The sequence below is a fragment of the Sphingopyxis sp. Root1497 genome (assembly GCF_001427085.1).
Taxonomy (GTDB): domain Bacteria; phylum Pseudomonadota; class Alphaproteobacteria; order Sphingomonadales; family Sphingomonadaceae; genus Sphingopyxis.
In genome coordinates this window covers 1,182,910-1,205,079 of sequence record NZ_LMGF01000005.1, presented here as the reverse complement: position 1 = coordinate 1,205,079, position 22,170 = coordinate 1,182,910, and the positions used below count along the sequence as shown (strand labels likewise).

Annotated in this window: 28 protein-coding genes; 7 read left to right on the top strand and 21 right to left on the bottom strand. The window is 66.0% G+C overall.

Annotated features, from left to right (window positions below; translation table 11 throughout):
* Nucleotides 1-76: 76 nt before the first annotated feature.
* Both ASD67_RS20195 and ASD67_RS20190 read right to left on the bottom strand, forming a co-directional pair.
* On the bottom strand, nt 77-1,063 hold the full coding sequence (locus ASD67_RS20195; protein ID WP_056350937.1) for an LLM class flavin-dependent oxidoreductase: 987 nt from the start codon (nt 1,061-1,063) through the stop codon (nt 77-79).
* A gap of 67 nt (nt 1,064-1,130) precedes the next feature.
* On the bottom strand, nt 1,131-1,583 hold the full coding sequence (locus tag ASD67_RS20190) for an Lrp/AsnC family transcriptional regulator (RefSeq protein ID WP_056350935.1): 453 nt from the start codon (nt 1,581-1,583) through the stop codon (nt 1,131-1,133).
* 74 nt (nt 1,584-1,657) lie between these two features.
* Between ASD67_RS20190 and ASD67_RS20185 the strand changes: the two genes are divergently transcribed.
* The 3 genes from ASD67_RS20185 (at nt 1,658) to ASD67_RS20175 (ending at nt 3,829) form a co-directional block, all read left to right on the top strand.
* Complete coding sequence (locus ASD67_RS20185; protein WP_056350934.1) at nt 1,658-2,248, top strand: LysE family translocator; 591 nt, start codon at nt 1,658-1,660, stop codon at nt 2,246-2,248.
* Between the two features lie 84 nt (nt 2,249-2,332).
* Nucleotides 2,333-3,313, top strand: coding sequence for an aldo/keto reductase (locus tag ASD67_RS20180; protein ID WP_235535757.1), 981 nt, complete (start codon nt 2,333-2,335; stop codon nt 3,311-3,313).
* A gap of 60 nt (nt 3,314-3,373) precedes the next feature.
* On the top strand, nt 3,374-3,829 hold the full coding sequence (locus tag ASD67_RS20175; RefSeq protein ID WP_056350930.1) for a DUF411 domain-containing protein: 456 nt from the start codon (nt 3,374-3,376) through the stop codon (nt 3,827-3,829).
* A 28-nt stretch (nt 3,830-3,857) separates the two neighbouring features.
* Here the strand turns inward: ASD67_RS20175 and ASD67_RS20170 are convergent, their stop codons facing one another.
* From ASD67_RS20170 to ASD67_RS20160, 3 genes are all read right to left on the bottom strand, one after another.
* Nucleotides 3,858-4,730: a dienelactone hydrolase family protein gene (locus ASD67_RS20170; RefSeq protein ID WP_056350928.1), complete on the bottom strand. Its 873-nt coding sequence runs from the start codon at nt 4,728-4,730 to the stop codon at nt 3,858-3,860.
* 491 nt (nt 4,731-5,221) lie between these two features.
* The gene (locus ASD67_RS20165) at nt 5,222-5,491 is read right to left on the bottom strand and encodes a hypothetical protein (RefSeq protein WP_056350927.1); all 270 of its coding nucleotides are present in this window, start codon (nt 5,489-5,491) and stop codon (nt 5,222-5,224) included.
* Between the two features lie 23 nt (nt 5,492-5,514).
* Nucleotides 5,515-6,174 carry an HAD family hydrolase gene (locus ASD67_RS20160; RefSeq protein WP_056350925.1) on the bottom strand — a complete coding sequence of 220 codons (660 nt, stop codon included), beginning with the start codon at nt 6,172-6,174 and terminating at the stop codon, nt 5,515-5,517.
* Between the two features lie 69 nt (nt 6,175-6,243).
* On the opposite strand from ASD67_RS20160, the gene ASD67_RS20155 reads away from it, so the two are divergent.
* Entirely contained in the window at nt 6,244-6,432 is a 189-nt protein-coding gene (locus ASD67_RS20155; protein WP_056350922.1) for a hypothetical protein, read from the top strand.
* Between the two features lie 34 nt (nt 6,433-6,466).
* On the opposite strand, the gene ASD67_RS20150 is transcribed toward ASD67_RS20155, so the two are convergent.
* The 8 genes from ASD67_RS20150 to glmU are packed head-to-tail and all read right to left on the bottom strand — an operon-like array spanning nt 6,467 to nt 12,305.
* Nucleotides 6,467-7,138, bottom strand: coding sequence for an SMI1/KNR4 family protein (locus ASD67_RS20150; RefSeq protein WP_082545206.1), 672 nt, complete (start codon nt 7,136-7,138; stop codon nt 6,467-6,469).
* A gap of 11 nt (nt 7,139-7,149) precedes the next feature.
* Nucleotides 7,150-8,973, bottom strand: a complete 1,824-nt coding sequence (gene glmS, locus ASD67_RS20145) for a glutamine--fructose-6-phosphate transaminase (isomerizing) (protein ID WP_056350921.1) — start codon at nt 8,971-8,973, stop codon at nt 7,150-7,152.
* Nucleotides 8,974-8,990: 17 nt separating this feature from the next.
* Nucleotides 8,991-9,359: a PIN domain-containing protein gene (locus ASD67_RS20140; RefSeq protein ID WP_056350918.1), complete on the bottom strand. Its 369-nt coding sequence runs from the start codon at nt 9,357-9,359 to the stop codon at nt 8,991-8,993.
* Nucleotides 9,356-9,580: a ribbon-helix-helix domain-containing protein gene (locus ASD67_RS20135; protein WP_056352238.1), complete on the bottom strand. Its 225-nt coding sequence runs from the start codon at nt 9,578-9,580 to the stop codon at nt 9,356-9,358. Before ASD67_RS20135 ends, ASD67_RS20140 begins: the two co-directional genes overlap by 4 nt.
* Nucleotides 9,581-9,617: 37 nt before the next feature.
* A complete protein-coding gene (locus tag ASD67_RS23235) occupies nt 9,618-10,088 on the bottom strand; it encodes a hypothetical protein (RefSeq protein ID WP_156377801.1) in 471 nt (156 codons plus the stop codon).
* 9 nt (nt 10,089-10,097) lie between these two features.
* Nucleotides 10,098-10,412, bottom strand: a complete 315-nt coding sequence (locus tag ASD67_RS20125) for a hypothetical protein (RefSeq protein WP_056350914.1) — start codon at nt 10,410-10,412, stop codon at nt 10,098-10,100.
* Nucleotides 10,409-10,948, bottom strand: a complete 540-nt coding sequence (locus ASD67_RS20120) for a GNAT family N-acetyltransferase (RefSeq protein ID WP_056350913.1) — start codon at nt 10,946-10,948, stop codon at nt 10,409-10,411. Before ASD67_RS20120 ends, ASD67_RS20125 begins: the two co-directional genes overlap by 4 nt.
* A 4-nt stretch (nt 10,949-10,952) precedes the next feature.
* Nucleotides 10,953-12,305 (bottom strand): bifunctional UDP-N-acetylglucosamine diphosphorylase/glucosamine-1-phosphate N-acetyltransferase GlmU, encoded by a 1,353-nt coding sequence (glmU, locus tag ASD67_RS20115; protein WP_235535756.1) that lies wholly within the window; start codon nt 12,303-12,305, stop codon nt 10,953-10,955.
* Between the two features lie 116 nt (nt 12,306-12,421).
* Between glmU and ASD67_RS20110 the strand changes: the two genes are divergently transcribed.
* Together ASD67_RS20110 and ASD67_RS20105 are read left to right on the top strand one after the other, a co-directional pair.
* Nucleotides 12,422-13,126, top strand: a complete 705-nt coding sequence (locus ASD67_RS20110) for an HAD-IA family hydrolase (protein ID WP_235535755.1) — start codon at nt 12,422-12,424, stop codon at nt 13,124-13,126.
* Complete coding sequence (locus ASD67_RS20105) at nt 13,095-14,039, top strand: hypothetical protein (protein ID WP_156377800.1); 945 nt, start codon at nt 13,095-13,097, stop codon at nt 14,037-14,039. The genes ASD67_RS20110 and ASD67_RS20105 overlap by 32 nt, the downstream gene beginning before the upstream one ends.
* Here ASD67_RS20105 and ASD67_RS20100 read toward each other — a convergent pair.
* From ASD67_RS20100 to ASD67_RS20065, 8 genes are read right to left on the bottom strand one after another with little or no spacing between them, the layout of a single operon-like run.
* Nucleotides 14,032-15,057, bottom strand: a complete 1,026-nt coding sequence (locus ASD67_RS20100) for a nucleotidyltransferase domain-containing protein (protein ID WP_056350906.1) — start codon at nt 15,055-15,057, stop codon at nt 14,032-14,034. The two genes, ASD67_RS20105 and ASD67_RS20100, sit on opposite strands and share 8 nt — an antisense overlap.
* Complete coding sequence (locus tag ASD67_RS20095) at nt 15,054-15,932, bottom strand: HprK-related kinase A (RefSeq protein ID WP_056350904.1); 879 nt, start codon at nt 15,930-15,932, stop codon at nt 15,054-15,056. The genes ASD67_RS20100 and ASD67_RS20095 overlap by 4 nt, the downstream gene beginning before the upstream one ends.
* Complete coding sequence (locus tag ASD67_RS20090; protein WP_056350902.1) at nt 15,929-16,210, bottom strand: HPr-rel-A system PqqD family peptide chaperone; 282 nt, start codon at nt 16,208-16,210, stop codon at nt 15,929-15,931. Before ASD67_RS20090 ends, ASD67_RS20095 begins: the two co-directional genes overlap by 4 nt.
* On the bottom strand, nt 16,203-16,649 hold the full coding sequence (locus ASD67_RS20085) for a MarR family winged helix-turn-helix transcriptional regulator (protein ID WP_056350900.1): 447 nt from the start codon (nt 16,647-16,649) through the stop codon (nt 16,203-16,205). The genes ASD67_RS20090 and ASD67_RS20085 overlap by 8 nt, the downstream gene beginning before the upstream one ends.
* Before the next feature lie 56 nt (nt 16,650-16,705).
* Nucleotides 16,706-18,757 (bottom strand): TonB-dependent receptor, encoded by a 2,052-nt coding sequence (locus ASD67_RS20080; protein WP_056350897.1) that lies wholly within the window; start codon nt 18,755-18,757, stop codon nt 16,706-16,708.
* Complete coding sequence (gene maiA / locus ASD67_RS20075; protein WP_056350896.1) at nt 18,754-19,386, bottom strand: maleylacetoacetate isomerase; 633 nt, start codon at nt 19,384-19,386, stop codon at nt 18,754-18,756. The genes ASD67_RS20080 and maiA overlap by 4 nt, the downstream gene beginning before the upstream one ends.
* Before the next feature lie 7 nt (nt 19,387-19,393).
* Nucleotides 19,394-20,428, bottom strand: a complete 1,035-nt coding sequence (locus tag ASD67_RS20070; RefSeq protein ID WP_056350894.1) for an SO2930 family diheme c-type cytochrome — start codon at nt 20,426-20,428, stop codon at nt 19,394-19,396.
* Complete coding sequence (locus ASD67_RS20065; RefSeq protein WP_056350891.1) at nt 20,425-21,633, bottom strand: parallel beta-helix domain-containing protein; 1,209 nt, start codon at nt 21,631-21,633, stop codon at nt 20,425-20,427. The genes ASD67_RS20070 and ASD67_RS20065 overlap by 4 nt, the downstream gene beginning before the upstream one ends.
* A gap of 119 nt (nt 21,634-21,752) precedes the next feature.
* Between ASD67_RS20065 and ASD67_RS20060 the strand changes: the two genes are divergently transcribed.
* On the top strand, nt 21,753-22,169 hold the full coding sequence (locus ASD67_RS20060; protein WP_056350890.1) for a DUF2147 domain-containing protein: 417 nt from the start codon (nt 21,753-21,755) through the stop codon (nt 22,167-22,169).
* Nucleotide 22,170 lies beyond the last annotated feature (1 nt).

Below are 22,170 nucleotides of genomic sequence, written 5' to 3'. Positions count from 1 at the left end.
ACCGTGAAGGCATCCACGACCGACGGGTGTCTCGACTTCGCTCGACACGAACGGCAATAGAGGTTGTTTTCAGGACCTAGAGCGACTTCGCCGCCTCCATCGCCAACGCGACCGAATGTTTGCGCGCATCATGGTCGTACATCGACGACGCGATCACGACCTCATCGACCCCGGTGCGCGCAACGAACGCCTTCAGCCCGTCGCGGACATCGTCGACGGTGCCGACCGCCGAGCATTGCAGCACATGGTCGAGGATCGCGCGGGCGTTAGGCGGCAAGCTGTCCTTGTACCCCGCGAGCGGCGGTTTCATCTTGCCGGGATTGCCGATGCGCAGCGCGACAAAGGCCTGTTGCTGCGACGAGGCGAGCAGTTCGGCCTCTTCGCGCGTGTCGGCGGCGAAGACGTTGAAGGCCGCGGCGGCATAGGGTTCTGACAATTGCGCCGACGGCTTGAACTGGCGGCGATAGATATCGAGCGCCTCGTCGAGCGCGTCGGGGGCGAAATGGCTGGCGAACGCATAAGGCAGCCCGAGCATCGCGGCGAGCTGCGCGCCGAAGGTGCTCGATCCGAGGATCCACAGCGGGATATGCGTCCCCTCGCCCGGCACCGCGCGGATACCGAGCCTTGCGTCGCCGGCAAGGAAGGCCTGCAGTTCCACGACATCCTGCGGGAACTGCCGCTCGTCGCTCGCGAGATTGCGCCGCAGCGCCCGCGCGACGACGCCGTCCGACCCCGGCGCACGGCCAAGGCCAAGGTCGATGCGGCCGGGAAACAGCGCTTCCAATGTTCCGAACTGTTCGGCGATCACCATCGGCGCGTGATTGGGCAGCATGATCCCCGCCGACCCGATGCGGATGCTCGACGTCGCTTGCCCGATATGCGCGAGCACCACCGCGGTCGCGGCGCTCGCGATGCCTTGCATGCCATGATGTTCGGCGACCCAGTAACGGCCATAGCCAAGCGCTTCGGCATGTCGGGCGAGGTCGGCGGCGTTGGCCAGCGATTGGGCGATCGTGCCGGTGTCGGTGACGGGGACGAGGTCGAGCAGGGAGAGTTTCAGCATGAAACCGATATGCGGTCGCGCGGCGCCGGGTTCAACCTTAGCGCTTCGCCGGAACGGCCAAGAAAAACTACGCGCGCTCATCCTTCGGCGAACCCATCAGCACATAGGTGGTAATCGCATTCACCTGCGGCAGAATTCCCAGCACCTCGGTGTGGAAATGCTTGTACGCCGCTAGGTCCGCGGCCTCGACGCGCAGGATATATTCGATCGCGCCGGTAATATTGTGGCACTCGCGCACCTCGGGCGCTTCGGCCATCGCGGCTTCGAAATCTTCCTGCGCCTGCTTGGTGTGCGTCGACAGCCCGACGGTAACATAGGCCATGAAGCTGTAACCGACCTTCGCCGGGTCGATGCGCGCCCGATAGCCCCTGATCACGCCGCCGCGTTCGAGTTCCTGCACCCGGCGCAAACACGCCGACGGCGACAGCCCAACCCGCTCGGCAAGTTCGAGGTTCGAGATTCGCCCGTCGCGCGACAGTTCGCGCAATATATTGCGGCCAATGGCGTCGATATTGCTCATAGATTGCATAATCTATCGCAACGCCGCCCATCTTTGCAACCATCAGCAGCACAAGCCGCATTATATTGCGCCGCATGGAACAGACCACCCTCGCCGCCCTCTCGGCCTTCGCGCTCGTCTCGTCGATCACGCCGGGTCCGAACAATATGATGCTGATGGCGTCGGGCGCCAATTTCGGCTTGCGCCGCACGGTGCCGCACGCACTGGGGGTCGGGATCGGCTTCACGCTGATGATCGTCCTCGTCGGCGTCGGGCTGATGGGGCTGTTCGACCTGTTCCCCATTCTCAACACCGTGCTCAAGGTGGTCAGCGTCGCCTATCTCCTCTGGCTCGCGTGGAAGATCGCCAATGCGGCCGCGCCGACCACCGACGGCGATGCGCGCGGCAAGCCGATGACCTTCGTCCAGGCGATGCTGTTCCAATGGGTGAACCCCAAGGCGTGGACGATGGCGCTGTCGGCGATCGCGCTTTACGCCCCCGATCGCAATGTCGCCGCGGTACTGCTAGTCGCGGTGGTGTTCGGCATCGTCAACCTGCCCTCGACGAGCATCTGGGCGGTGATGGGTCAGGCGCTGCGCGGCTGGCTGTCGAGCCCGGCGCGGCTGCGCGCCTTCAACTGGACGATGGCGGCGCTGCTCGTCGGATCGCTTGCGCTTCTGATTTGACGGCTTAATGCACGGCGCGACCTCCCCTCGCGACCGGAGAAGAGAAGCATGCAAAGCCGCCGCCTTGGCAAAAGCGCCATCCATGTGTCCGACATCTGCATGGGGACAATGACCTTCGGCAGCCAGACCGACGAAGCGGAAGCGTTCCGTATCCTCGACCGCTGCTTCGACGAGGGCATCAACTTCTACGACACCGCCGAGGGCTATCCGGTGCCGCCCGATACCAAATGGGTCGGCCGCACGGAAGAAATCGTCGGGCGCTGGCTGAAGACCAAGCCGCGCGACGCGATCATCCTCGCCACGAAAGTCTCCGGGCCGAGCCATGTCTGGTTCAAGTCGCCGTGCCGCAACGGCATGACCGCGCTCGACCGCAAGAATATCATGCAGGCGATCGACGACAGCCTGACACGGCTGCAGACCGACTATGTCGACCTCTACCAGACCCACTGGCCCGACCACGACGCACCCTATGACGAGATGATGGACGCGCTCGACGAGTTGGTCCGCGTCGGCAAGGTTCGCATCCTCGGCTGCTCGAACGAGACAAGCTGGGGGCTGATGAAGTCGCTCGCGGCGTCCGAACGGCTCGGCGTCCATCGCTACCACACGATCCAGAATAATTTCAGCCTCAACAACCGCCGCTTCGAGGACGAACTCAAGCAGGTATGCCGGCAGGAAGGCGTCAGCCTGATCCCCTACTCGCCGCTCGCCGGCGGGGTGTTGTCGGGCAAATATCAGGGCGGCGCGACCCCCGAGGGGGCGCGTTTCTCGCGCTATCTCGGCATGGAAGGCCGACAAGCCGTGATGGGCCGCCGCTTCGTCAACGACAAGAGCCTCGCCGCGACCGAACGTTACCTCAAGATCGCCGCCGACGCGGGCCTGCACCCCGTCACCATGGCGACCGCATGGTCGAAACAGCATGACTTCGTCGCCTCGACGATCGTCGGGGTCAGCGCTTACGACCAGGTCGACCCGATCCTCGCGGCGAAGGACCTCGTGCTCAGCGACGATGTGATGGCGGCGCTGCACCAGGTCAGCCGCGACATCCTCTACCCGATGGGGTGAGCGCCTTGCGTCGCGGGGGGCCGCTGCTATCCTGATCGGATTGTCCCGAAAGGAAGCGCCATGTCCCCCGCCCGCCGCACCTTCTTCGCCTTCGCCGCCTTTGCCGGCATCATCGGCACCGCACACGCCGCCGATCCGACGATGTTCCGCGACGCCGGCTGCGGCTGCTGCCTCAAATGGCTCGAGCTGGTGAAGACCTCGTTCGGCGCCAAGGTCACCGTGGTCAATGCGGCCGACATGGATGCGGTCAAGGACAAGCAGGGCGTGCCCGCGGCGCTGCGCAGTTGCCACACCGTTCTCGTTGGCGGCTATGTCATCGAGGGCCATGTGCCCGCGAAGGAAATCGCCCGGCTGCTCAAGGAAAAGCCCAAGGGCGTCAAAGGCCTGGCGGTCGCGGGTATGCCCACCGGATCGCCGGGCATGGAATATCGCAACATCCGCGAGGCGTACAAGGTCATGACCTTTGGCCCCGGCGGCCAGCGCATCTATGCGAGCTATGCCGCGAGCGGCGGCTGAGCCGCTCCAACCCATCTCCGTTAAGGCGTCAGGCCAGCTCGGCCTTGAACAGTTCGAGCATCCGCCCCCACGCCTTTTCCGCCGCCGCTTCGTTATAGGCGCGGCCGTCGGGCGGGCACCAGCCGTGCATCGCGCCCGCATAGACCTCGACCTCGTGCCACGGCTTGCGCGGCTCGAGAACCGCGTTGAGCAAGACTTTCTCGTTCGGCGCCTCCTTGTCGTCGTTGTCGGCGATCGCGAAGAGATAGCCGGCGTTGGTGCCGTCGATCAGCAGATGCGGGCTGTCCGGCTTGTCGGTGGCGACCCCGCCGCCGTGGAAGCTCGCCGCCGCGCCGACGCGGTTCGGACTGAGCGCCGCGGTGTAGATCGTCATCGCACCGCCCATGCAATAGCCGGTGGTGCCGACCCGCCGCTTGGTGTCGACCTCCTTCTGCGCATCGAGGAAGGCAAGGTGCGCGGTCGCGTCGGTCGTGACGAGCGTCTTGTTGAGCTGCTTCAAATAACCGAACAATTTCTCGCGGATCGCGGGATCGCCGAAATCATTCGCCGCGTCGACGACGGGCGATTTCTGCCAGCGATAGAAGGGGTTGATCGTCAGCACGGCATAGCCCTCGCCCGCCAGCCGGTCGGCCATCTGGCGAAAGGCGGGGCGCAGGCCGCGGATGTCGGGCCACACCAGCACGGCGGGATGCTTGCCCTCAGCCGGCGCGACGAAATAGGCGTCGCAGGTGCCGTCGGCGGTCTTGATCTCGACGTCGCGGCCCTTGACCGGCTTGCCCGCCATCGCTCGCGCCGGCAGCGCCGCCATCAGCGCCCCGGCGCCCGCGAGTACGGTAAAGCTGCGCCGCCCGACGGGCAGCCCGACGCGGTCGAGGTCGGCTTCGGTTTCGTGGGTGCACATGACGTCTCTCCTTGGGGGGATTTTCGAAAGCGGCGGCAAACTGCCGAACTTTATAGTGGATTCACGTCGCCGGCCATCGTTCCCCGGCGAAGGCCGGGGTCCAGGCAGATCGGCGCGCATGCCGCGGCATGGCCCCCGGCCTGCTCAGGGAAACAGCGAACGACTCGCCTTCGAAAAACGGCAGAAAACTGCGCAACTTCATTCGCGATTGCGGTATCGACGGGTGGTCAGAGCACTGCATGATCGCAGGCTAATCTGGCGATGTTTTTTAGGACAGCGCTTTTTGCATCCAATCCTCCCCGTGGCGCAGCCATGGGGAGGGTGGCAGCGCGAAGCGCTGACGGAGGGGCCGACGCCGTCAGGCGTCGTGTAAGGCTTCGGCCCCTCCACCACCGCTTCGCGGCGGTCCCCCTCCCCATCGCTCCGCGACAGGGAGGATCAACCCGAATGTGTCGTCAACATTATGGACCGCTGAGCTCCTTTTCAGGGTCTCAGCGCCGCCCCTCCAGATCCTTGATGATGTCCGGGGCCGCAAGGTCGCGCGACACCTTGTCCAGAACCGGGTCGAAGTTGTCGGCACGGCCATATTGGCGCCCGTCCGCCGCCGCCTCGGTTTCCTCCCAGCGCGCACCGCCGCGCACCGGCGCATCGTCGAGCGCGTCGCGCGCCATCTGCTGCACCTTCTTCATCCGCCGCCACAGCCAGACCGGCCAGACGACGAGCGCGCCGAACAGCATCAACGGCCACAGGATATTCCACATAGGCCTTCCCCCTCGGCAAATCGTCAGCCAGCGATGCTAATCTCTTCAAAGGTAAAGGCAAGCCGGTGCACCCCGACCTCGCGCAGCATCGCGCCATGCGCGGCGCGATCGACGATATGACCCGCGCCGCAGAAACCGACGACGGTCATCCCCGCCGCAAGCGCCGACCGCGCGCCGGTCGGCGAATCCTCGACCGCCAGGCACTTCGCCGGATCGACACCGAGCCCCTTGGCGGCGGCGAGATAGATGTCAGGGTGGGGCTTACCACGGTCCCATCCGTCGGCGCTGTAGACATGCTCCCCGAAATGATGGCCGAGCCCGAACAGCCCGAGCGCCCAGCCGATATACTCGGCGCGGCTCGACGAGGCGATGGCGCGCGGCATGGCTCCCAGCGTGTCGAGGAAAGCCGCGGCGCCGGGCACCGCATCGAACCCCTCCATGAAGCGCGCCCGCGCCCGCTCACGGTGCCGCTCGCGAAAATCGGCGGGCAGCGGCCGCCCGAAGCGCGCCTCGATCCGCCGCTGGGTCTCCTGCCAATTATGGCCGTAATAGTCGCGCAGGCTCTCGTCATAGGTCGTCGGCATGCCGACCGCGGTCAGGCTCTCGGCAAGCGACAGGTTCGCGCGCACCTCGCTGTCGGCGATCACGCCGTCGAAGTCGAAAATGATGGCGGCGGGGGTCATAAGCGCGCGTCCTGTTTATGCGAATGCAACTTGTCGGGCCTAGAGGCCATGGCAACAGGAGACGCAATCATGAAGTTCATCGAGCTCAAATCGCGCGGCGGCAATTATCTGCTCGTCGCGGAAAATGTCGCCTGGCTGCGCGACTATGAGAACGGCCAGACGCAGGTCGGCATGGTCGGCGGCGCGCCGCTGCTGATCGTCGGCAAGATGGAGGATATCGCGGCGTCGATTCTGGAGCAGGCGAATAAGGCGGGGTGATGTGGCTGGTGGTTGGCAATGACGGGGGCCAGGCTCATTTGTCGCGGCGCCAGAACGCCCACCGGGGCTGTTTCAGGGCAGCCGCCTCGTCTATTCCGATGCCCTGCTCTCTGGCAAAATCGGGGTCAATCCAAGCCGAGATTATCTTTGGCGGCTCCTGCGAAGCGTCGACGGACTCAAACTCAAATGCGTCTTCATGCTCCAGCCCACGAATGAAAGCCTCGAAATTGTCGGCAACGTGCGTGATCCGGTAATCGCATTGCTGATCGATATGGACGACCCTCGGCTCACCGGATGGCCCACATTCCCGATAGTCGAGGCATAGCATGTCATGGCCGGCAGAAGGGCAGTCGCCGAAGTAAATCCCGACGTCAGGATAGCCCCATTCGTTATTGGATTGCTGGCTGCCAAGCTCACCGCACAGCGACCATATCTGTGTTCTGCCGATCCCTTTGAAGCCCGTTATCGCGACATGATCCTCGGCCCACGAAGTCGGTGTAGCAGTTCGGTGGCAGTTGTTTATCGGGCAACCGCCGTTTTGAGACTGCATCAACTCAATATATGCCGCAGGCAATTTATACCCAAGCTCAACCTCCACCGAGCGAATGACGTCCGGGGTCGGAAAGGGTTCGACATATTCACTGTCCGCCCACTCGGCGTCTTCCCAAAAGGTGGAAAGATCAAAGTCGTTGAATATCTTCGACATGGAGGGGATGCTCACTCCACCGTAACCGACTTCGCCAGATTGCGCGGCTGGTCGACATCGGTCCCCTTCGCCACCGCCACATGATAGGCGAGCAACTGCACCGGCACCGCATAGACCAAAGGCGCGATGAGCGGGTGGACCTTGGGCATTTCGATCGTCGCCATGCAGCCGTCGCCGGCTTCGGCGAGGCCTTCGGCGTCGCTGATCAGCACGACCTTGCCGCCGCGCGCCATGACTTCCTGCATGTTGCTGACGGTCTTTTCGAACAAGGGGCCGCTCGGCGCGAGGACGATCACCGGGACCGCTTCGTCGATCAGCGCGATCGGGCCGTGCTTCATTTCGCCCGAGGCATAGCCTTCGGCGTGGATATAGCTGATTTCCTTGAGCTTGAGCGCGCCTTCGAGCGCGAGCGGATAATCGGGACCGCGGCCGAGGTAGAGCACGTCGCGCGCCGGGGCGACGAGGTGCGCCATCGCGGCGATTTCCTCGTCGTGGCTCAGCGCGGCGTTGAGCGCGGCGGGCGCCTCGATCAGATGCCTGACAATTTCGCGTTCCTGCGCCGCGTCGAGCTTGCCTTTCTTGAGCGCCAGATGCGCGGCGAGCGCGGCGAGCACCGCGAGCTGGCAGGTGAAGGCCTTGGTCGACGCGACGCCGATTTCCGGCCCCGCGTGGGTCGGGAGCAGCAAGTCGGCCTCGCGCGCCATGCTGCTGGTCGGCACATTGACGACGACCGCAATCGTCTGGCCGTTCGCCTTGCAGTGGCGCAGCGCCGCGAGCGTGTCGGCGGTCTCGCCCGACTGCGAGATAAACAGCGCGAGCCCGCCGGGTTGCAGCACCGGGTCGCGGTAGCGGAACTCCGACGCGACATCGATGTCGACGGGGACGCGCGCGAATTGCTCGAACCAATATTTTGCGACCATGCCGGCGTAGAAGCTGGTGCCGCACGCGACGATGGTGATGCGGTCGATCGCCGACAGGTCGAAGTCCATCTGCGGCAGCGCGACGGTCTGCTCGAGCGGGCGGATGTAGGAGGAGAGCGTCTGCGCGACGACGGTCGGCTGCTCGAAAATCTCCTTCTGCATGAAGTGGCGGTAATTGCCCTTCTCGATCGTCGCGGCGGTGACGCCCGAGGTGGTGATTTCGCGGGTCACCGGGTTGTTGTCGGCGTCGAAGATCTGCGCGCCCTCTCGCGTGATGGCGACCCAGTCGCCTTCCTCGAGATAGGCGATCTTCTGCGTCAACGGCGCGAGCGCGAGCGCGTCGCTGCCGAGATAGGTCTCGCCCTCGCCATAACCGACGACGAGCGGCGAGCCGAGCCGCGCACCGATGAGCAGGTCGGGGTGCTGGCGAAAGGCGATGGCGAGCGCAAAGGCGCCGCGCAGCTGCGGCAGCACCGCCTGCACCGCCTCGGTCGGCAACTTGCCGGCTTCGACCTGTTCGCTGACGAGATGCGCGACGACCTCGGTATCGGTCTCGCTCTCGAAGGTCCGCCCGCGCGCCTGCAGCGCCTCGCGCAGCGGTTTGAAATTCTCGATGATGCCGTTGTGGACCAGCGCGACCTCGTCCGTCGCGTGCGGGTGGGCATTGCTCGTCGTCGGCGCGCCATGGGTCGCCCAGCGGGTGTGCGCGATGCCGACGAGGCCCGGCGCGGGATTGCCCGCAAGCTCTTTCACCAGATTGCCGAGCTTGCCCTCGGCGCGGCGGCGGACGAGCTGGCCGCCCTCGACGGTGCAGACGCCCGCCGAATCATAGCCGCGATATTCCATGCGCTTGAGGCCATCGACGAGGCGATCGGCGACCTGGTCCTTGCCGACAATTCCGATAATTCCGCACATGTGGGTCTGGCTTTCGTCTAGAGCGTGTAGGGAACGCGAATACCCGGCATTGCTGCCGGAAACACCTTGATATTGCGTGTAACAAGAATGCGGCCGCTGATTTGTGCGGTCGCGAGCACCAGCGCGTCGCAGAGCGTCAGCCCCTTGCGCTCGGCGCGCAGCGCGGCGGCGCGGCGCGCGACCGCATCGCCGACCTCCTCGACCGCGAAACAGCCGAGGAAGGCCTCGACCGCCTTCACCGATACGGGATCGGCGGCGGTCATCACCTCGGTCCAGCTGATCCGGCTGACGCTCTTGCGCCCCGCGCGGCGGATCTCGCTGCGCGCCGCCTCGACGCCGTTGAGCGCGTCGATCAGGATATCGCTGTCGAACTGCGCGTCGATCATTCGCGCTTGCCCCGCAGGCGCCGCTGATATTTGAGCCCGTCGCCGATGTCGACGCGATCACGCCAGATACCGAAGGCGTTGTCGATGGCGTCGCCCGAGGCGTCGGCGCGATAGGCCGCAACCGCGCGGCGGACGAGCTCGGCGCGCGAGACGCCTTGCCCGGCGGCGAGGCTATCGAGCCATTCGACGTCGGAGTCGGGAATGTCGGCGAGGAAGCGCATGAACAAATGATATCATATCATGATATCAATACAAGGATCATCGACGAAGATTGGCGAAAGGCAACTTCCCGTAGCGATCAAAAAACTCTCCGAGCATTGCTGCCTCAGCGCTGGAAGCTTGACCCGGCGCAAGCTCTAACCACCCGATCGTCAACATAGCAGGGTCTGGCAGTTGCCAGACCAGGCGTCCACCCCAGTGGGCAACCGGCTCGCCGTTTCCGAAACGCTCGAATTCGCCGATCCGCTTCGCGAGTGTGCGGTCTGTCTTTCCGATATAGACTAAGTCGGTATCCTCCACCCACTCCGCCCGCAAACGATCCGGGTGAACGGCCGGATTGCGCCCTTTATGCCAGCCGCCACAACTCGATACCGGCCAATCTAAAGGCGCTTCCCCGGCATAGCTGACAGCGTACACACCCGGAAAATTCGGTAGCAGGCCTACTTCTCTTGCGTTCCGTAGCGGCGTCCAGATTCCGAACCCGCGCTTCTCAAGATCAACGCGATTCATAGCCCCCCGTCACTGCTGCCCGAAATTCCGGTCGACATAGATCATCGCGAACTGCACCGGATCGGCCGACGTGCCGTTCGCCGCCTCGAAGCGCGCCTTGCCCTCTTCCCAGATCTTGCGGACCTGCGCGGGCAGGTCGGGCCCGAGCTTCATCTGCCGCGCGACGATCTGCGGCCAGCTTCCGGTCGTGCCGAAGCTCTTGTGCAGCTGCGGTTCCATCGCCTTGCAATAGGCGGCGGTCGCGTCGTCGAGATGGCCGATCGCCTGGAGCACCCAGGCGTCGACAAAGCGCAGGAAGGGCTTGTCGGTGTAGCGGTCACTCAAATCGTCTTCTCCATCATCCATTCGTCCCGCAACAAGCCGTAGATCAGCGAATCGCGAACGCCGATATGCGTTTCCCACTCGCCGCGCAGCCGGCCTTCGCGCTGGAAACCCAGGCGTTCGAGCAATCCGATCGAGCCGGGGTTTTCGGGATCGGTGTCGGCGAAAATACGGCGCAGTTTCATGTCCGCAAAACCATGCTCGATCACCCGCGCCACCGCCTCGCGCGCGATACCGCTGCCCCACCGGTCGCGACGCAGGATATAACCGATTTCTTTCACATCGGGCTTGCCGTCGATCAGGATCACCCAGCCGAGCGCAACATCGTCGCCCGCGGTGATCGCCCAGCACAGAAAGCCCTGCCCTTCGGCCGCGTTGCCTTTGACATAGGCCTCGGTCTCGGCGGGCGACGCGTGCGGCCCGCTCGACCACCAGGTCATCACCTCGGGGTCGGACAGCACGGGAAATAGCGCAGCGGCGTCGTCCTCGCGCAGCTGGCGCAGCACGAGGCGCGCGGTCGTGAGGGTCGGCGCGGGCATGGCGTTATTTCTTCTCCGCCGCTTTCTTCTTCCGCATCGCGTCGTGGAAGCGGTCGGCCCAATTGGGTTTGACCAGTTGCTCGCCGCGCACCAGCCGCAGCTCGCCGTCGGCGACGTCGCGGGTCACCGCGCTGCCGGCGGCGACGATCGCGTCGCGGCCGATCTTCACCGGCGCGACGAGGGCGCTGTTCGATCCGATGAAGGCGTTCTCGCCGATCTCGGTCCGATATTTGAAATAGCCGTCATAATTGCAGGTGATCGTTCCCGCGCCGATGTTCGCGCCGGCGCCGACCGTCGCATCACCCAGATAGGTGAGATGGTTCGCCTTGGCGCCCTTACCGAGATGCGCCTTCTTGGTCTCGACGAAATTGCCGATCTTCGCCTTCTCCTCCAGCACCGTGCCGGGGCGCAGCCGCGCGAAGGGGCCGACTTCGCAGCCGCTCGCGATGATCGCGCCCTCGATATGGCTGTTGGCGCGAATTTTGACGTTGTCGGCGACGGTCACACCCGGGCCGAAGAAGACATTGGGTTCGACCAGCACGTCGCGTCCGAGCTTGGTATCCCAGGCGAACCAGACGGTATCGGGGGCGATCAGGCTGGCGCCGTCGGCCATCGCCTGCACTCGGCGCCGCGCCTGCCATTCGCCCTCCATTGCCGCGAGCTCACCGCGGCTGTTGATGCCGGCGACGTCATAGGGATCGGTGATCACGACCGCGCTGTGCCGTCCGTCAGCGTTGGCGATGTTGACGATGTCGACGAGATAATATTCCCCGGCCGCATTGTCGTCGGTGACGCGCGCGAGCAGCGCGAAAAGGTCGGCCGATTTCGCCGCCATCAGTCCCGAATTGCACAGCCGCACCGCGCGCTCGGCGTCGGTCGCGTCCTTGTGCTCGACCATCTTGGTCACCCGGTCGCCGTCGGTGATGACGCGGCCATATTGTTGGGCGTCGGCGGGTTCAAAGGCGAGCACGACTACGGCGGGCGCATCGGGGGCGTTCAGCCGGTCGATCATCGCCTGCATCGTCGCGGCGGGGACGAAGGGCACGTCGCCATAGAGGATCAGCACATCGCCATCGAAGCCGGTCAAGGCGCCCTCGGCCTGCTGCACGGCATGGCCGGTGCCAAGCTGCGGGTCCTGCACCGCGAGGTCGGCGCTGCCCGCCAGCGCAGCTTCGAGTTGCTCGGCCTTGTCGCCGACGACGACGACCTTCTTCGCGGGTCTCAGCGCATCGACGCTGGCCATCAGGTGGAGCAGCATCGGACGCCCGGCGATCGGGTGCAGCACCTTGTGCAGGTCGGACTTCATGCGGGTGCCCTTACCCGCGGCGAGGATGACGGCAGCGATCGAATTGCTCATGGCGCGAGCCATGCCAGCAAATCATTGCGGTTTCCAGAACATCGCGCCATGCGCTCCTTCAAACTCCGTTCGCATCTCGACTTCGCTCGATGCGAACGGGAATCGGGGTTCGTGTCATGTCATTTCCCTTCGCCATCATCGGCTTCGATCTCGACGGCACGCTCGTCGACACCGCGGGCGACCTCACCGCCGGGGTCAATCATGCGCTCGACCTCGCCGCGCGTGCGCCGCTGACCATCGAACAGGTGCGGCCGATGATCGGGCTGGGCGGGCGGCATATGCTCGAACAGGGACTGCACGCGACCGGCGGCGTCCCGGGTGGCGATTTCGAGCGGCTGTTCCGCGAATTCCTGCGCCATTACGAAGCCAATATCGCCGTCCACAGCCGCCCCTTCCCCGGGCTGATCGAGGCGCTCGACGCACTCGACGCGCTGGGCGTGAAGACCGCGGTGGTGACCAACAAGACCGAACGCCTCGCGCGTTTGCTGCTCGGCGACCTCGGGCTCGCCGATCGTTTCGCGACGATCATCGGCGGCGACACGCTGGGGCGCGAGAACGCCAAACCCTCCCCCGCCCCGATCCACGAAATGATCGCGCGCTGCGGCGGCGGGCGCACCGCCTTCGTCGGCGACAGCATCTATGACATGGAGGCCGCCAACGCCGCGGGGGTGACGAGCATCGCGGTGCGGTTCGGCTTTCCGAACCAGCCGGTCGAAACGCTTGGCGCCGACCATATTATTGGTCATTACAACGAACTACTGCCTTTGTTGCGCGAGTTGGGGGATTCGCATGTCCAATCAGATATGGGACGGAGAGATTGAGCCGCCGGCGCCCAATCAGTGGCTGCGGCTGGGCGGAGTGCTCGCGGCCGCGGCGCTGATCGCGGCCATCGTGGGGATGCGGCCGTCGCAGGTCTCGCCGACCGGCGTGCTCGGGTACAGCCTGATGCAGACGGTGCTGCTTTCGGCGATCCTCTATTTCACCTGGATGCGCGATGGCCCGACCTGGCGTCCGATCGCGACCGCGGCCGGCCTGTTCGTCGTCATCATGCTGGTCAATCTGGACAAGGCCGACCGGCATGCCGTGGCCGTCAAGGCCGATATGGCGACCTTCGGCAAGCTGTATTTCGACGCCGGCGGCAGGCTGGTGGCGCCCCCCGACCCGTCGAGCCACGGTCCCTTTTCGCGGGCGACGATCAAGCTCGCGAAGGAAACCGAAAAGCTCAACGACGAATATATGCTTCAGCTGGACCAGTCCGGAATGCTGGCGCTGTTCGATGCCAACCGGATTCGCGTCAATCCCGACATGGTCAAGAATTGCGGCGCGATCATCGCGGTCAAGTCGGACATCCCAAAATATAAGGCGCGGCACCTTGCCTTGATCGAAAAGGGGCGGCGCGATTTCGAAGACGTCGATGCGGAATCGGAAATGGTGGAGGCGGTTCTGCGCGGCATGGATAGCCGAATGCCGCAGGCGCGGTCGGACATCGAACGAAGCTGGGACCTCAACGGCCAGCAGATCGAAGCGGCCCATGCCGCATGCCAGGTGCTGGCGCGCGGCAACTGGCATGCCCAGGGCACGGTCTTCGCCTTCACCTCGCGAAGCGACATGGCCGCATTCGACCGCCACAGCGATCGGCTCAACGACCTCACCAAGCAGCTCGAGACGATCGCCGACGCCGGACGGCAACGGATGCGGGCCGCGCAAAGGGAGATGGCGCGCGGCCTCAAATAGCCGCGCGGCCCTTGCGCCACTTGGTCCACAAATGCCGCGCCAGCATCAGCGGCGGCATGCGCAGCCAGTGCGAGCGGATGTAGAAGATCTGTTGCAGCAGCGGATCGGTCGCCCGGCCCCAATCGTCGCGCGCGAGCAGACGGCGCTGGTATCGCTCATCACCGGGCTTGATCCGGTTCCAGCCCGACGGCAGCTGCGTCCCGTACAGGTCGCGCGCCAGCCGCGCGGCGCGGTGGACCGGCTTTTCCAGCCCGTGCACCTCCGCCCGCGCGTCGAGCTTGCCCCAGAAACCGCGATCGGCGGCGGCGAATTCGGCGGTCAGCCTATGGAAATCCCACAGGTTGCGAAGTCCGCCCTGCAGGTCGCCGTCGGCGAGCATATGCGCGGCGCAGTGGCAGGCCATGTCGGCGGGATTGAGTATGCGAAAGCCGCCCGGCGTGCGGATCGCATCGCCGACCAATGCCAGCGCATCGGGCGTAATCCGGTGCGTGCGCGGCAGGATCGTATGGTGGACGTCGATCATCCGGTCGCGGTCCTTGTGGATCAGCGGCGGCAACTCGTGCATATGCTCGCGGTAATAGGCATCGTCATAGTCGTCCTGCTTCAGCCATTCCCATCCGTCGATCAGCGCCAGATTCTCGGCGCGGCCCAAGTCGTGCCAGGGCACGAGGATGTCGAGATCGCCGATCTGGCGCCCCGCGGCGCAGGCGAGGCCGGCCGCCGCATAGGCGGTGCCCTTGAGCAGCACGAACTCGACCCCCGCCGGGTCGAGCGAACGGCGCGCCATTTCGGCCTCCCACAGCGCCTGCGCCTGCGCGACGGCGGCAGCGGCACGCTGGTCGGCGAACAGGGCAGCGACCGTGGGGGGCAGCGCCGTATCCTCGAGCCGGCAGGCGAGCGTCGCCAGCAGCGCCTCCGCACGCGCGACGCTGACCACCCCGTCCCAGTCGCGCGGGGCCAGCGAGGCGGCGTCACGCCGCCCCGCGAGCAGATCGACGAGCGCTTCGACCGCGCTCATCGCACCGCCTCCGTCCATAATTGTTCGACGATCGCCATGCCGCTCGCGCTGTCGGGATAGCCGATGGTGAAGGCCGGCGTCTCGCGCACCAGCCGGGTCATCGCGGCGAACCCCGCCTCGCCCAGCGCGACATAGTTGGTCGATGCCTCGGTCAGCCGGACAAAGGCCTCGCCCTCGCCGATGCGCTCGATCGCCGGGGCGCCGCCGAAGCGGGGGAAGAGCAGCAGCGCCGGGCGGGCGGGCTCGTGCATCGCGGCGATCGCGTCGGCGCGCGGGATCAGGTGGCGGATATCGCCCTTTGGCGTGCCCGCGAGCAACGGGCCGAACCGCGCCGCGTCGACGCGCGCTTCGACCTCGGTGATTGCCTCGTTCTTCAGGCTGACCGCACGCGGAAAGGCGAGCGCGTCGCCGCTCTTCGGATCGATCAGTATGAACTCGTCGCCCATCAGCCGCCAATCGCCCCCACCCTCCTTCTCGCCGAGCAGCGCCGCGAGGGTCGATTTGCCCGAGCCCGACTCGCCCGACAGGATCACCGCGCGGCCGTCCTTCGCGACCGCGCTGGCGTGGAGCAGCATGTGCCGCCGCCAGCCGAGCGCGACCTGCAGGTTCATCCCCATTTCGGCGGCGAGCAATCCCATCGACAGCGGCAGCGGCAGCGCGTCGGGGACGATATAATCGCCGCCGATATGCACCGACGGGCGCAGCCAGCGTCGCCAGGGACGCGCCGCGAACAAGCGCACCGTCGCGTCGGCGGGGCGGGCATCGTCGCGGGGATAACCGGCGTAGAGGGTCTTCAGCGCGGCGATCGGCTGCGGCCAGTCGCTGCCGATACGGAACTGGACCGGGCCGACGGCGATGCGCGTGCGGTGCCTCACGCCGGCTCGACCAGCCCCATCGCCGCCAGTTCGGCCAGCCGCGCGGCGAGGATCGCGGTGGCATCGCCTTCGCCGTCGAGGTCGAAGCGGTCGGCGAGCCGCGCGGCGAGCGTCGCGGCGTTGCACGGGCTGCTGGCCAACGCCGCCAATATCTCGGGCATCGGCGCCACGACGAGGTGCGTCTGCATCGAACGCCGGTCGAAGATCGCGGTCAGTTCGCCCAATGGTTCGACCCGCAGCGCCGCCGCCTCCGCTGCGCGATACCGGCGATCAGCCATAATCTTCGGCGGCGGCGGTCAGCTTGGCGAGGATCGCGAGTAGGGTCGCGCGCTCGGCGGCGCTGATGTTCGACTCGAGCCGCGCCTCGCTCGCCAGCGCGGCGGGAACGATCGCGTTGTAAAGCTCGCGCCCGGTCGCGGTGAGGTCGAGGTGATGCGAACGGCCGTCGGCCTCATGCGCCTGCCGCGCGATCAACTGGCGGTCGGCAAGCGCCTTGGCGGCACGGTTGACGGTGACCTTGTCCATGCGCGTCGCCTGCACCAGCTCGCGCTGGGTCTTGGGCGTGCCCTCGCCGAGCACCGCCATCAGCCGCCATTCGGGGATCTTGAGCCCGAAGCGGTTCTGATATTCGGCGGCGATCCGTTCCGACAGCGCGTTCGACGCGATCGACAGGCGATAGGGCAGGAAATTGTCGAGGTTGAGGTTCTTTGCGGCCATGGCCCCGTTCTTATCGACAATCCCGGCGCTGTGAAGGCCGCAATTACGCCAAATTCCTAGAAAGACACGCGGGCGCCGACCCAGAGCGTGCGCGGTCCCGCGCGTTCGACGACCCCCGACGCGGAGATCGCGGCGGGCACCAGTTCGTCGAACAGATTCTCGCCCCGCGCCTCGATGCTGACCGCCTTGTTGAGGCGCCAGGACAATCCGGCGTCGAGCGTCAGCGCGTCGTCCAGCACCAGCAGCCCACGATCATCCTCATTCTGCTTGCCAATATAGCGCAGCGTCGCGAAGCCGCCGAGCGGCCCGTCGCCGTTGCTGCGCAGCGACACGCTGCCGCCATGTTTCGCGATCTGCGCCGGACGGCGCCCGTCGAGCGTCGCCGCGGCGCCCGCGGCATCGACGCTGGCGTCGGTAAAGGCATAGGTCGCGCGCAAGGTCGCGGGGCCGACCCGCTGCTCGGCACTCACCTCGATGCCCTTGCTGTCGATCGCATCGAGATTCTGGCGCTGGTTGAGGTTCGGGGCCAGCGTGACGTTGGCGATCGCGTTCGACAGATGGTTGGCGAACAGGGTCGCCGACAGCTTCGTGCCGTCGCTCGCCCAATCGACCCCGACCTCACCGCCCCACAGACGTTCGGGTTCGAGCATCTCGTTCGCCGTCGTCACCTCGGCGCCGACGCGGAAGGGGCGGTAGAGCTCGTTGAGCGTCGGCAGCCGCCAGCCACGATAGGCGGCCGCGCGCAGCGACAGCGCGTCGGAGGTCCAGCGCACCCCGGCGCGGCCGCTGCCCTCCCAGCCCTGCCGCGCCGCGAAGCGCAGGTTGGTGATCGTCGAGCCGCCGATATTGCGTTCGAGCCGGTATCCCTCGCCAAGCCACCAGCGATCGACCCGGCCGCTGAACGTCCAGAGCAGCCCGTCGCCGGCATCGCCCGCGCTCCATTCGGCAAAGGCGCCGACGGTATCGCTGCTGCCGCCGGCAATGCGGTGCCGCCCCGGTGTCACGCCGCTGAAGAAGAAATCCTCTTCGGTGCGGCCCGTGGTGCGGCGCCAGTCGGTGCCGATGCGCAGCGGGTTGTCGCCGCCGATCGCCGGCCGCAGTTCGACGCGCGCGCCGAGCCCGGTCGCGGGGACGCGCTGAAACAGCGCCGGCGCGACGCTGTTCCGCCCCGCCGCGACGCTCGCGAAGCCGCTGTCGAAATCGCGGACCTGGACATAGGCGAGCGCGAGCCATTGCGTCGCGCCCACGGGATCATGGACGACGCGCAGGCTCGCATCGACGCCGTCGGTCTTGCTCGTCGTGAAGTCGGTGCCGCGGTCGCGCCGGTCCGAAAAACCGCGCAGGCTCGCCTCAATCCGGCTGTTGGCGCCCGCGTCGAAGCGCAGGCGCAGGCCAAGCCCGCCCTGTTCGTATGGCGCTGCACGATCGACCGTGCCGCGCTGCCCTTCCGCGACGGGGATGAAACCGTCGCCGCGACCGTAACGGCCATCGACCGCGACCTGCCCGCCGCCCAGCTTGCTGCCGACGCTGGCCGAGGCGTCCCAGCTGTCGCGGCTGCCATAGGCCGCGCTCGCGGTGACGCCGTCGGTCATCGTCGAATAGAGGCCGATCGTTCCCGCGAGCGCGCCCGGGCCGTCGGCGCCGCTGCCGCCGCCGCGCGCAATGACGATGCCGCCAAGGTTGATCGCGTCATAAGCGCTCCACGGCACCCAGCCGCCGAAGGGATCAGCCTGCGGCACCCCGTCGAGCGTCACCAGCGCGCGCGCCGACGCGTTGCCGCCGAGCCCGCGCAGCGTCACGCCCTGGCTGGTCGGATGGGCGCTGCGGCCGTCGCTGCGGCGGAACTGGACGATGCCGGCTTCGTCGCGGAGGCGGTTCTCGATGCGCGTGCCGAAGCCGGGTTGGAGGTCGCGGAGGACAGCGGTCGTCTGCACCGAGTCACCGCCCGATGGCCGCAGCGATCCAGCGCCGGTGACGACGATCTCCTCCGCCGGAATCGGAGCCGTCATTTGAAGGACGACTGCGGTATCGCTGTCATCGACCGCTTCCTGCCCCATCGCCGCCGCCGGCATCGCCAGCAGCGCCACCCCCGTCAGCAGCCGGATCATACGGGCTTGACCGCGTCGGGATGGGCCTTCTGAAACGCTTCGAGTTCCATGCAGGCAGCGTCGATCTCGGTCAGCCGCGGGAATGCGTCGAGCGGCACCTCGAAGCGCCGCGCATTGTACATCTGCGGCACCAAACAGCAGTCTGCGATGCTCGGCGTGGCGCCGCCAAGGTACGTCCCCTCGCCCGCCATGGCTTCCAAAGCTTCAAACCCCTGCGCGATCCAGGTGGCGATCCATCGGTCCTTGGTCGTCTCGTTGAGGCCGAGGTCGCGGGTCAGATATTTGAGCACGCGCAGGTTGTTGAGCGGGTGGATGTCGCTCGCCACCACCTGCGCCTGCGCCAGCGCGACCGCGCGCGGCATCGCCTCCTCGGGAATCAGGCGCGGTTCGGGGAAGGCGCGGTCGAGCCAGTCGATGATCGCCAGGCTCTGGATGATCGTCTCGCCATCGGCGATCAGCAGCGGCACAAAGCCCTGCGCATTGAGTTCGAGATAGGCGTCGCTGCGCTGCTCGCCCGCGATCAGGCTGACCTCGACGCGCTCGTAAGCGAGCCCTTTCAGGTTGAGCGCGATGCGGACGCGATAGCTCGCCGAGGAGCGGAAATAATCGTGGAGGACGAGCTTTGTCATGGCGCGTCTAATGCGATGCTTTCGGCATCTCCGCAATCCATTGCCGCAGCAGGGCCGCGCCCTCCCTGTGCACCGTCGAGCGCCCGACCTCGGGCATCGCGATGCCGGCGTCGGTGCTTTCTAGGCGATAGATCATATAGCTGTGGTCGGGGTCACCCGGCGCGATCGCGAAATCCATGCCGCCGCTGCCGCGTCCCGCCGCGGTCGGGCGTTTGCCGATGCCGTAATTGACCGTCGTCGGATCGTCGGTCCAGCGCAGGAACAGCCCGCTGTTCGACGCGCTGCCCGCCGGATTGTGGCAATGCGCGCAATTGACGTCGAGATAGGCGCGCGCGCGGTCCGCGACGCTGCCCGATTTGGGGTCGTCCCATTGCGGCATCACCGGTTTCAGCGCCGCAGGCTTGTCGAAGGTGATACCACGCCAATAGTCGGTCGCGCCCGCCGGCAGCACAAAATTCCGCGCCTTGGGTCCGATCGGCACGATCTCGCCCGACAGGCTGTGGCATTCCTTGCACTGGTTCTTGTTCGGCACCGCGTAGCGGATGTCATGTGTTTCGCCGTCGGGACTCTTGAAGCTTACCGCCACGCGGCGCCCGCCCAGCGCCAGCGTCGCATCCTTGCCGTCGGCATCCCAGATATAGGGGAGCGCGACCCAGCCTTCGGCGCGATGGATCAGCAGCCGCGTCTCGACCGGGCGTCCGCCATTGACGTCGGGCCAGCCAAAGCTTTTGACGATGATGCTGCCGACCGGAAAAGCGATGCCGCCATCGGCGGCGACCGAGGCTTTCCGGCCTTTCGGAATCCAGAACATCCGGTGCTTCTCGGTATAGTCCGAGAACAGCGCGGTGCGCAGCGTATAGGGCGTCAACGATTCGAGCGGCTGCGACGAGTCCGGCCAGAACAGCCGGAACGCCGACAATTTGGGCGGCAGGACGCTGCCCTCGATCACCGATTGATCGGGTTCGGGCACCGGGACGACGACCGCCGAACTGCCGCTCGCGCACAGCAATGCCGCCGCCAGCGCGGCGAAAACCCGCTTCACTTGACCTTCGCCTCCATCGCTTCAGGCAGCGTGATCCCCGGCAGTGCCGCGGGCGGCGTGCCCTTCGACAGGTCCGCGGGCGCGGGCTTCGCCTGGTCACGCGGCGTCGCGACGTCGGGCAGGCCGAGCGACAGCACCCCGACCTTGTCGAGCACGATCACATCCTCGCCCGCGCCGTCCCACAGGACGGGCGGGATTGCGCCGCCGAAGGCCGCCGCGATCTGCGCCCCGCCGTCGAACGCCGGGGCATAGCCCGCCTTGCCATGCACATTGTCGCGCACGACGATCTGACGCGGCAGCGGCTGGTATTTCGGGTCCTTATGCTCGTAGCGATAGCCGACGATCATCACGTTCGCGGTGCCGTTCTGGTCGAAGTCGTTGTCGAAAATCTCGACATGGCGGTTCGCCATGATCAGCACCCCGGTTCCGGTCGGAACGCTCGCGACGATATTACCCTTCGGCGCGAAATTGGGCGTGCTGTTGTCGTTCACGTCATTGTCGAACACGCGGACATTGTGCCCGCCCTGCATCGGCAGGCTGGGCAGGTCGAACACCAATATACCGCCGGTGTTCTTCGTTGCGATATTGTCGTGGACGTCGGCGTCGTAGCTGTTCTCGATCTCGATCCCCGCGACATTCTCGGTCGCGATCGAATCGCGGACGACGATATTCTTCGACTGGCCGACATAGATGCCCGCGTCCGACGCGCCGCGGACGTAGACGCTGTCGATCAGTACATCGCTGCTTTCGACCGGATAGATGCCATAGGCGCCGTTGGTTTCCTTTGGTCCCGCGGTCCATTCGACGCGCAGCTTGTGATAGACGATGCGGTCGGCGCCCTTCGACTTGATCCCGTCGCCCTTGCTGTTGAGTACAGCAAAATTGGTAAGAAAAACATCGTCGCTGGTGACCAGCAGCCCCTCGCCCGCGCCCTGCTGGCCCGTGAAGTCGAGGATCGATCCGCCCTCGCCCGTCCCCGCGCCGCGGATCGTGACGTTCGCCACGTCGAGCGACAGGCCATCGGTCAGATGCCAAGTTCCCGCGCCGAGTTCGACGACATCGCCGGGCTGCGCAACGATCAGCGCTTCCTGGAGTTTCTCGTTCGCGTCGGCGGCGCCCGCTTCGACCTTGATCGTCCTGGCCTGCGTCGGCACCGCGACCATGAGCGCGGCAACCAGCGGCAAGGCCAAATAATGGAATCGCATCAGACTCTCCCTTGTTTTTTGCCAGCATGGTGCAAGACTGCGCGTATGCCAAGCCATGTTGCTGACATGGATGTAGCTAGGGTCAGGGTCGCAACCCCGCCCGCACCGGGGAGAAGAAATTGAAGCATCTTATCATCGCGGCGACCGCCGTGTTCGTCGCCGCATCGCCGGCGTCGGCGGTTGCGCCGCAATCGATTACCGGCCGCTGGGCCACCGACGACGGCAAGGCGATCGTCGACATCTATGCCTGCGGCGCCAAGCTGTGCGGCAAGGTCCACAAATTGCTGATCGCCCAGCCCGCCGGCGGCCAGCGCGACGAACGCAATCCCGACAAGGCGAAGCGCGCGCGCCAGGTATCGGGTCTGCAAATCTACTGGGACCTCGCCGCCGACGGCAATGCGTGGAAGGGCCAAGGCTACAGCCCTGAGGACGGCCGCTATTATAAGGCACATCTCACCGCGAAGGGCGGCAAGATGACGATGAAGGGCTGCGTCAGCGTCTTTTGTAGGACGGTGACCTGGACGAAGATGGGGTGAA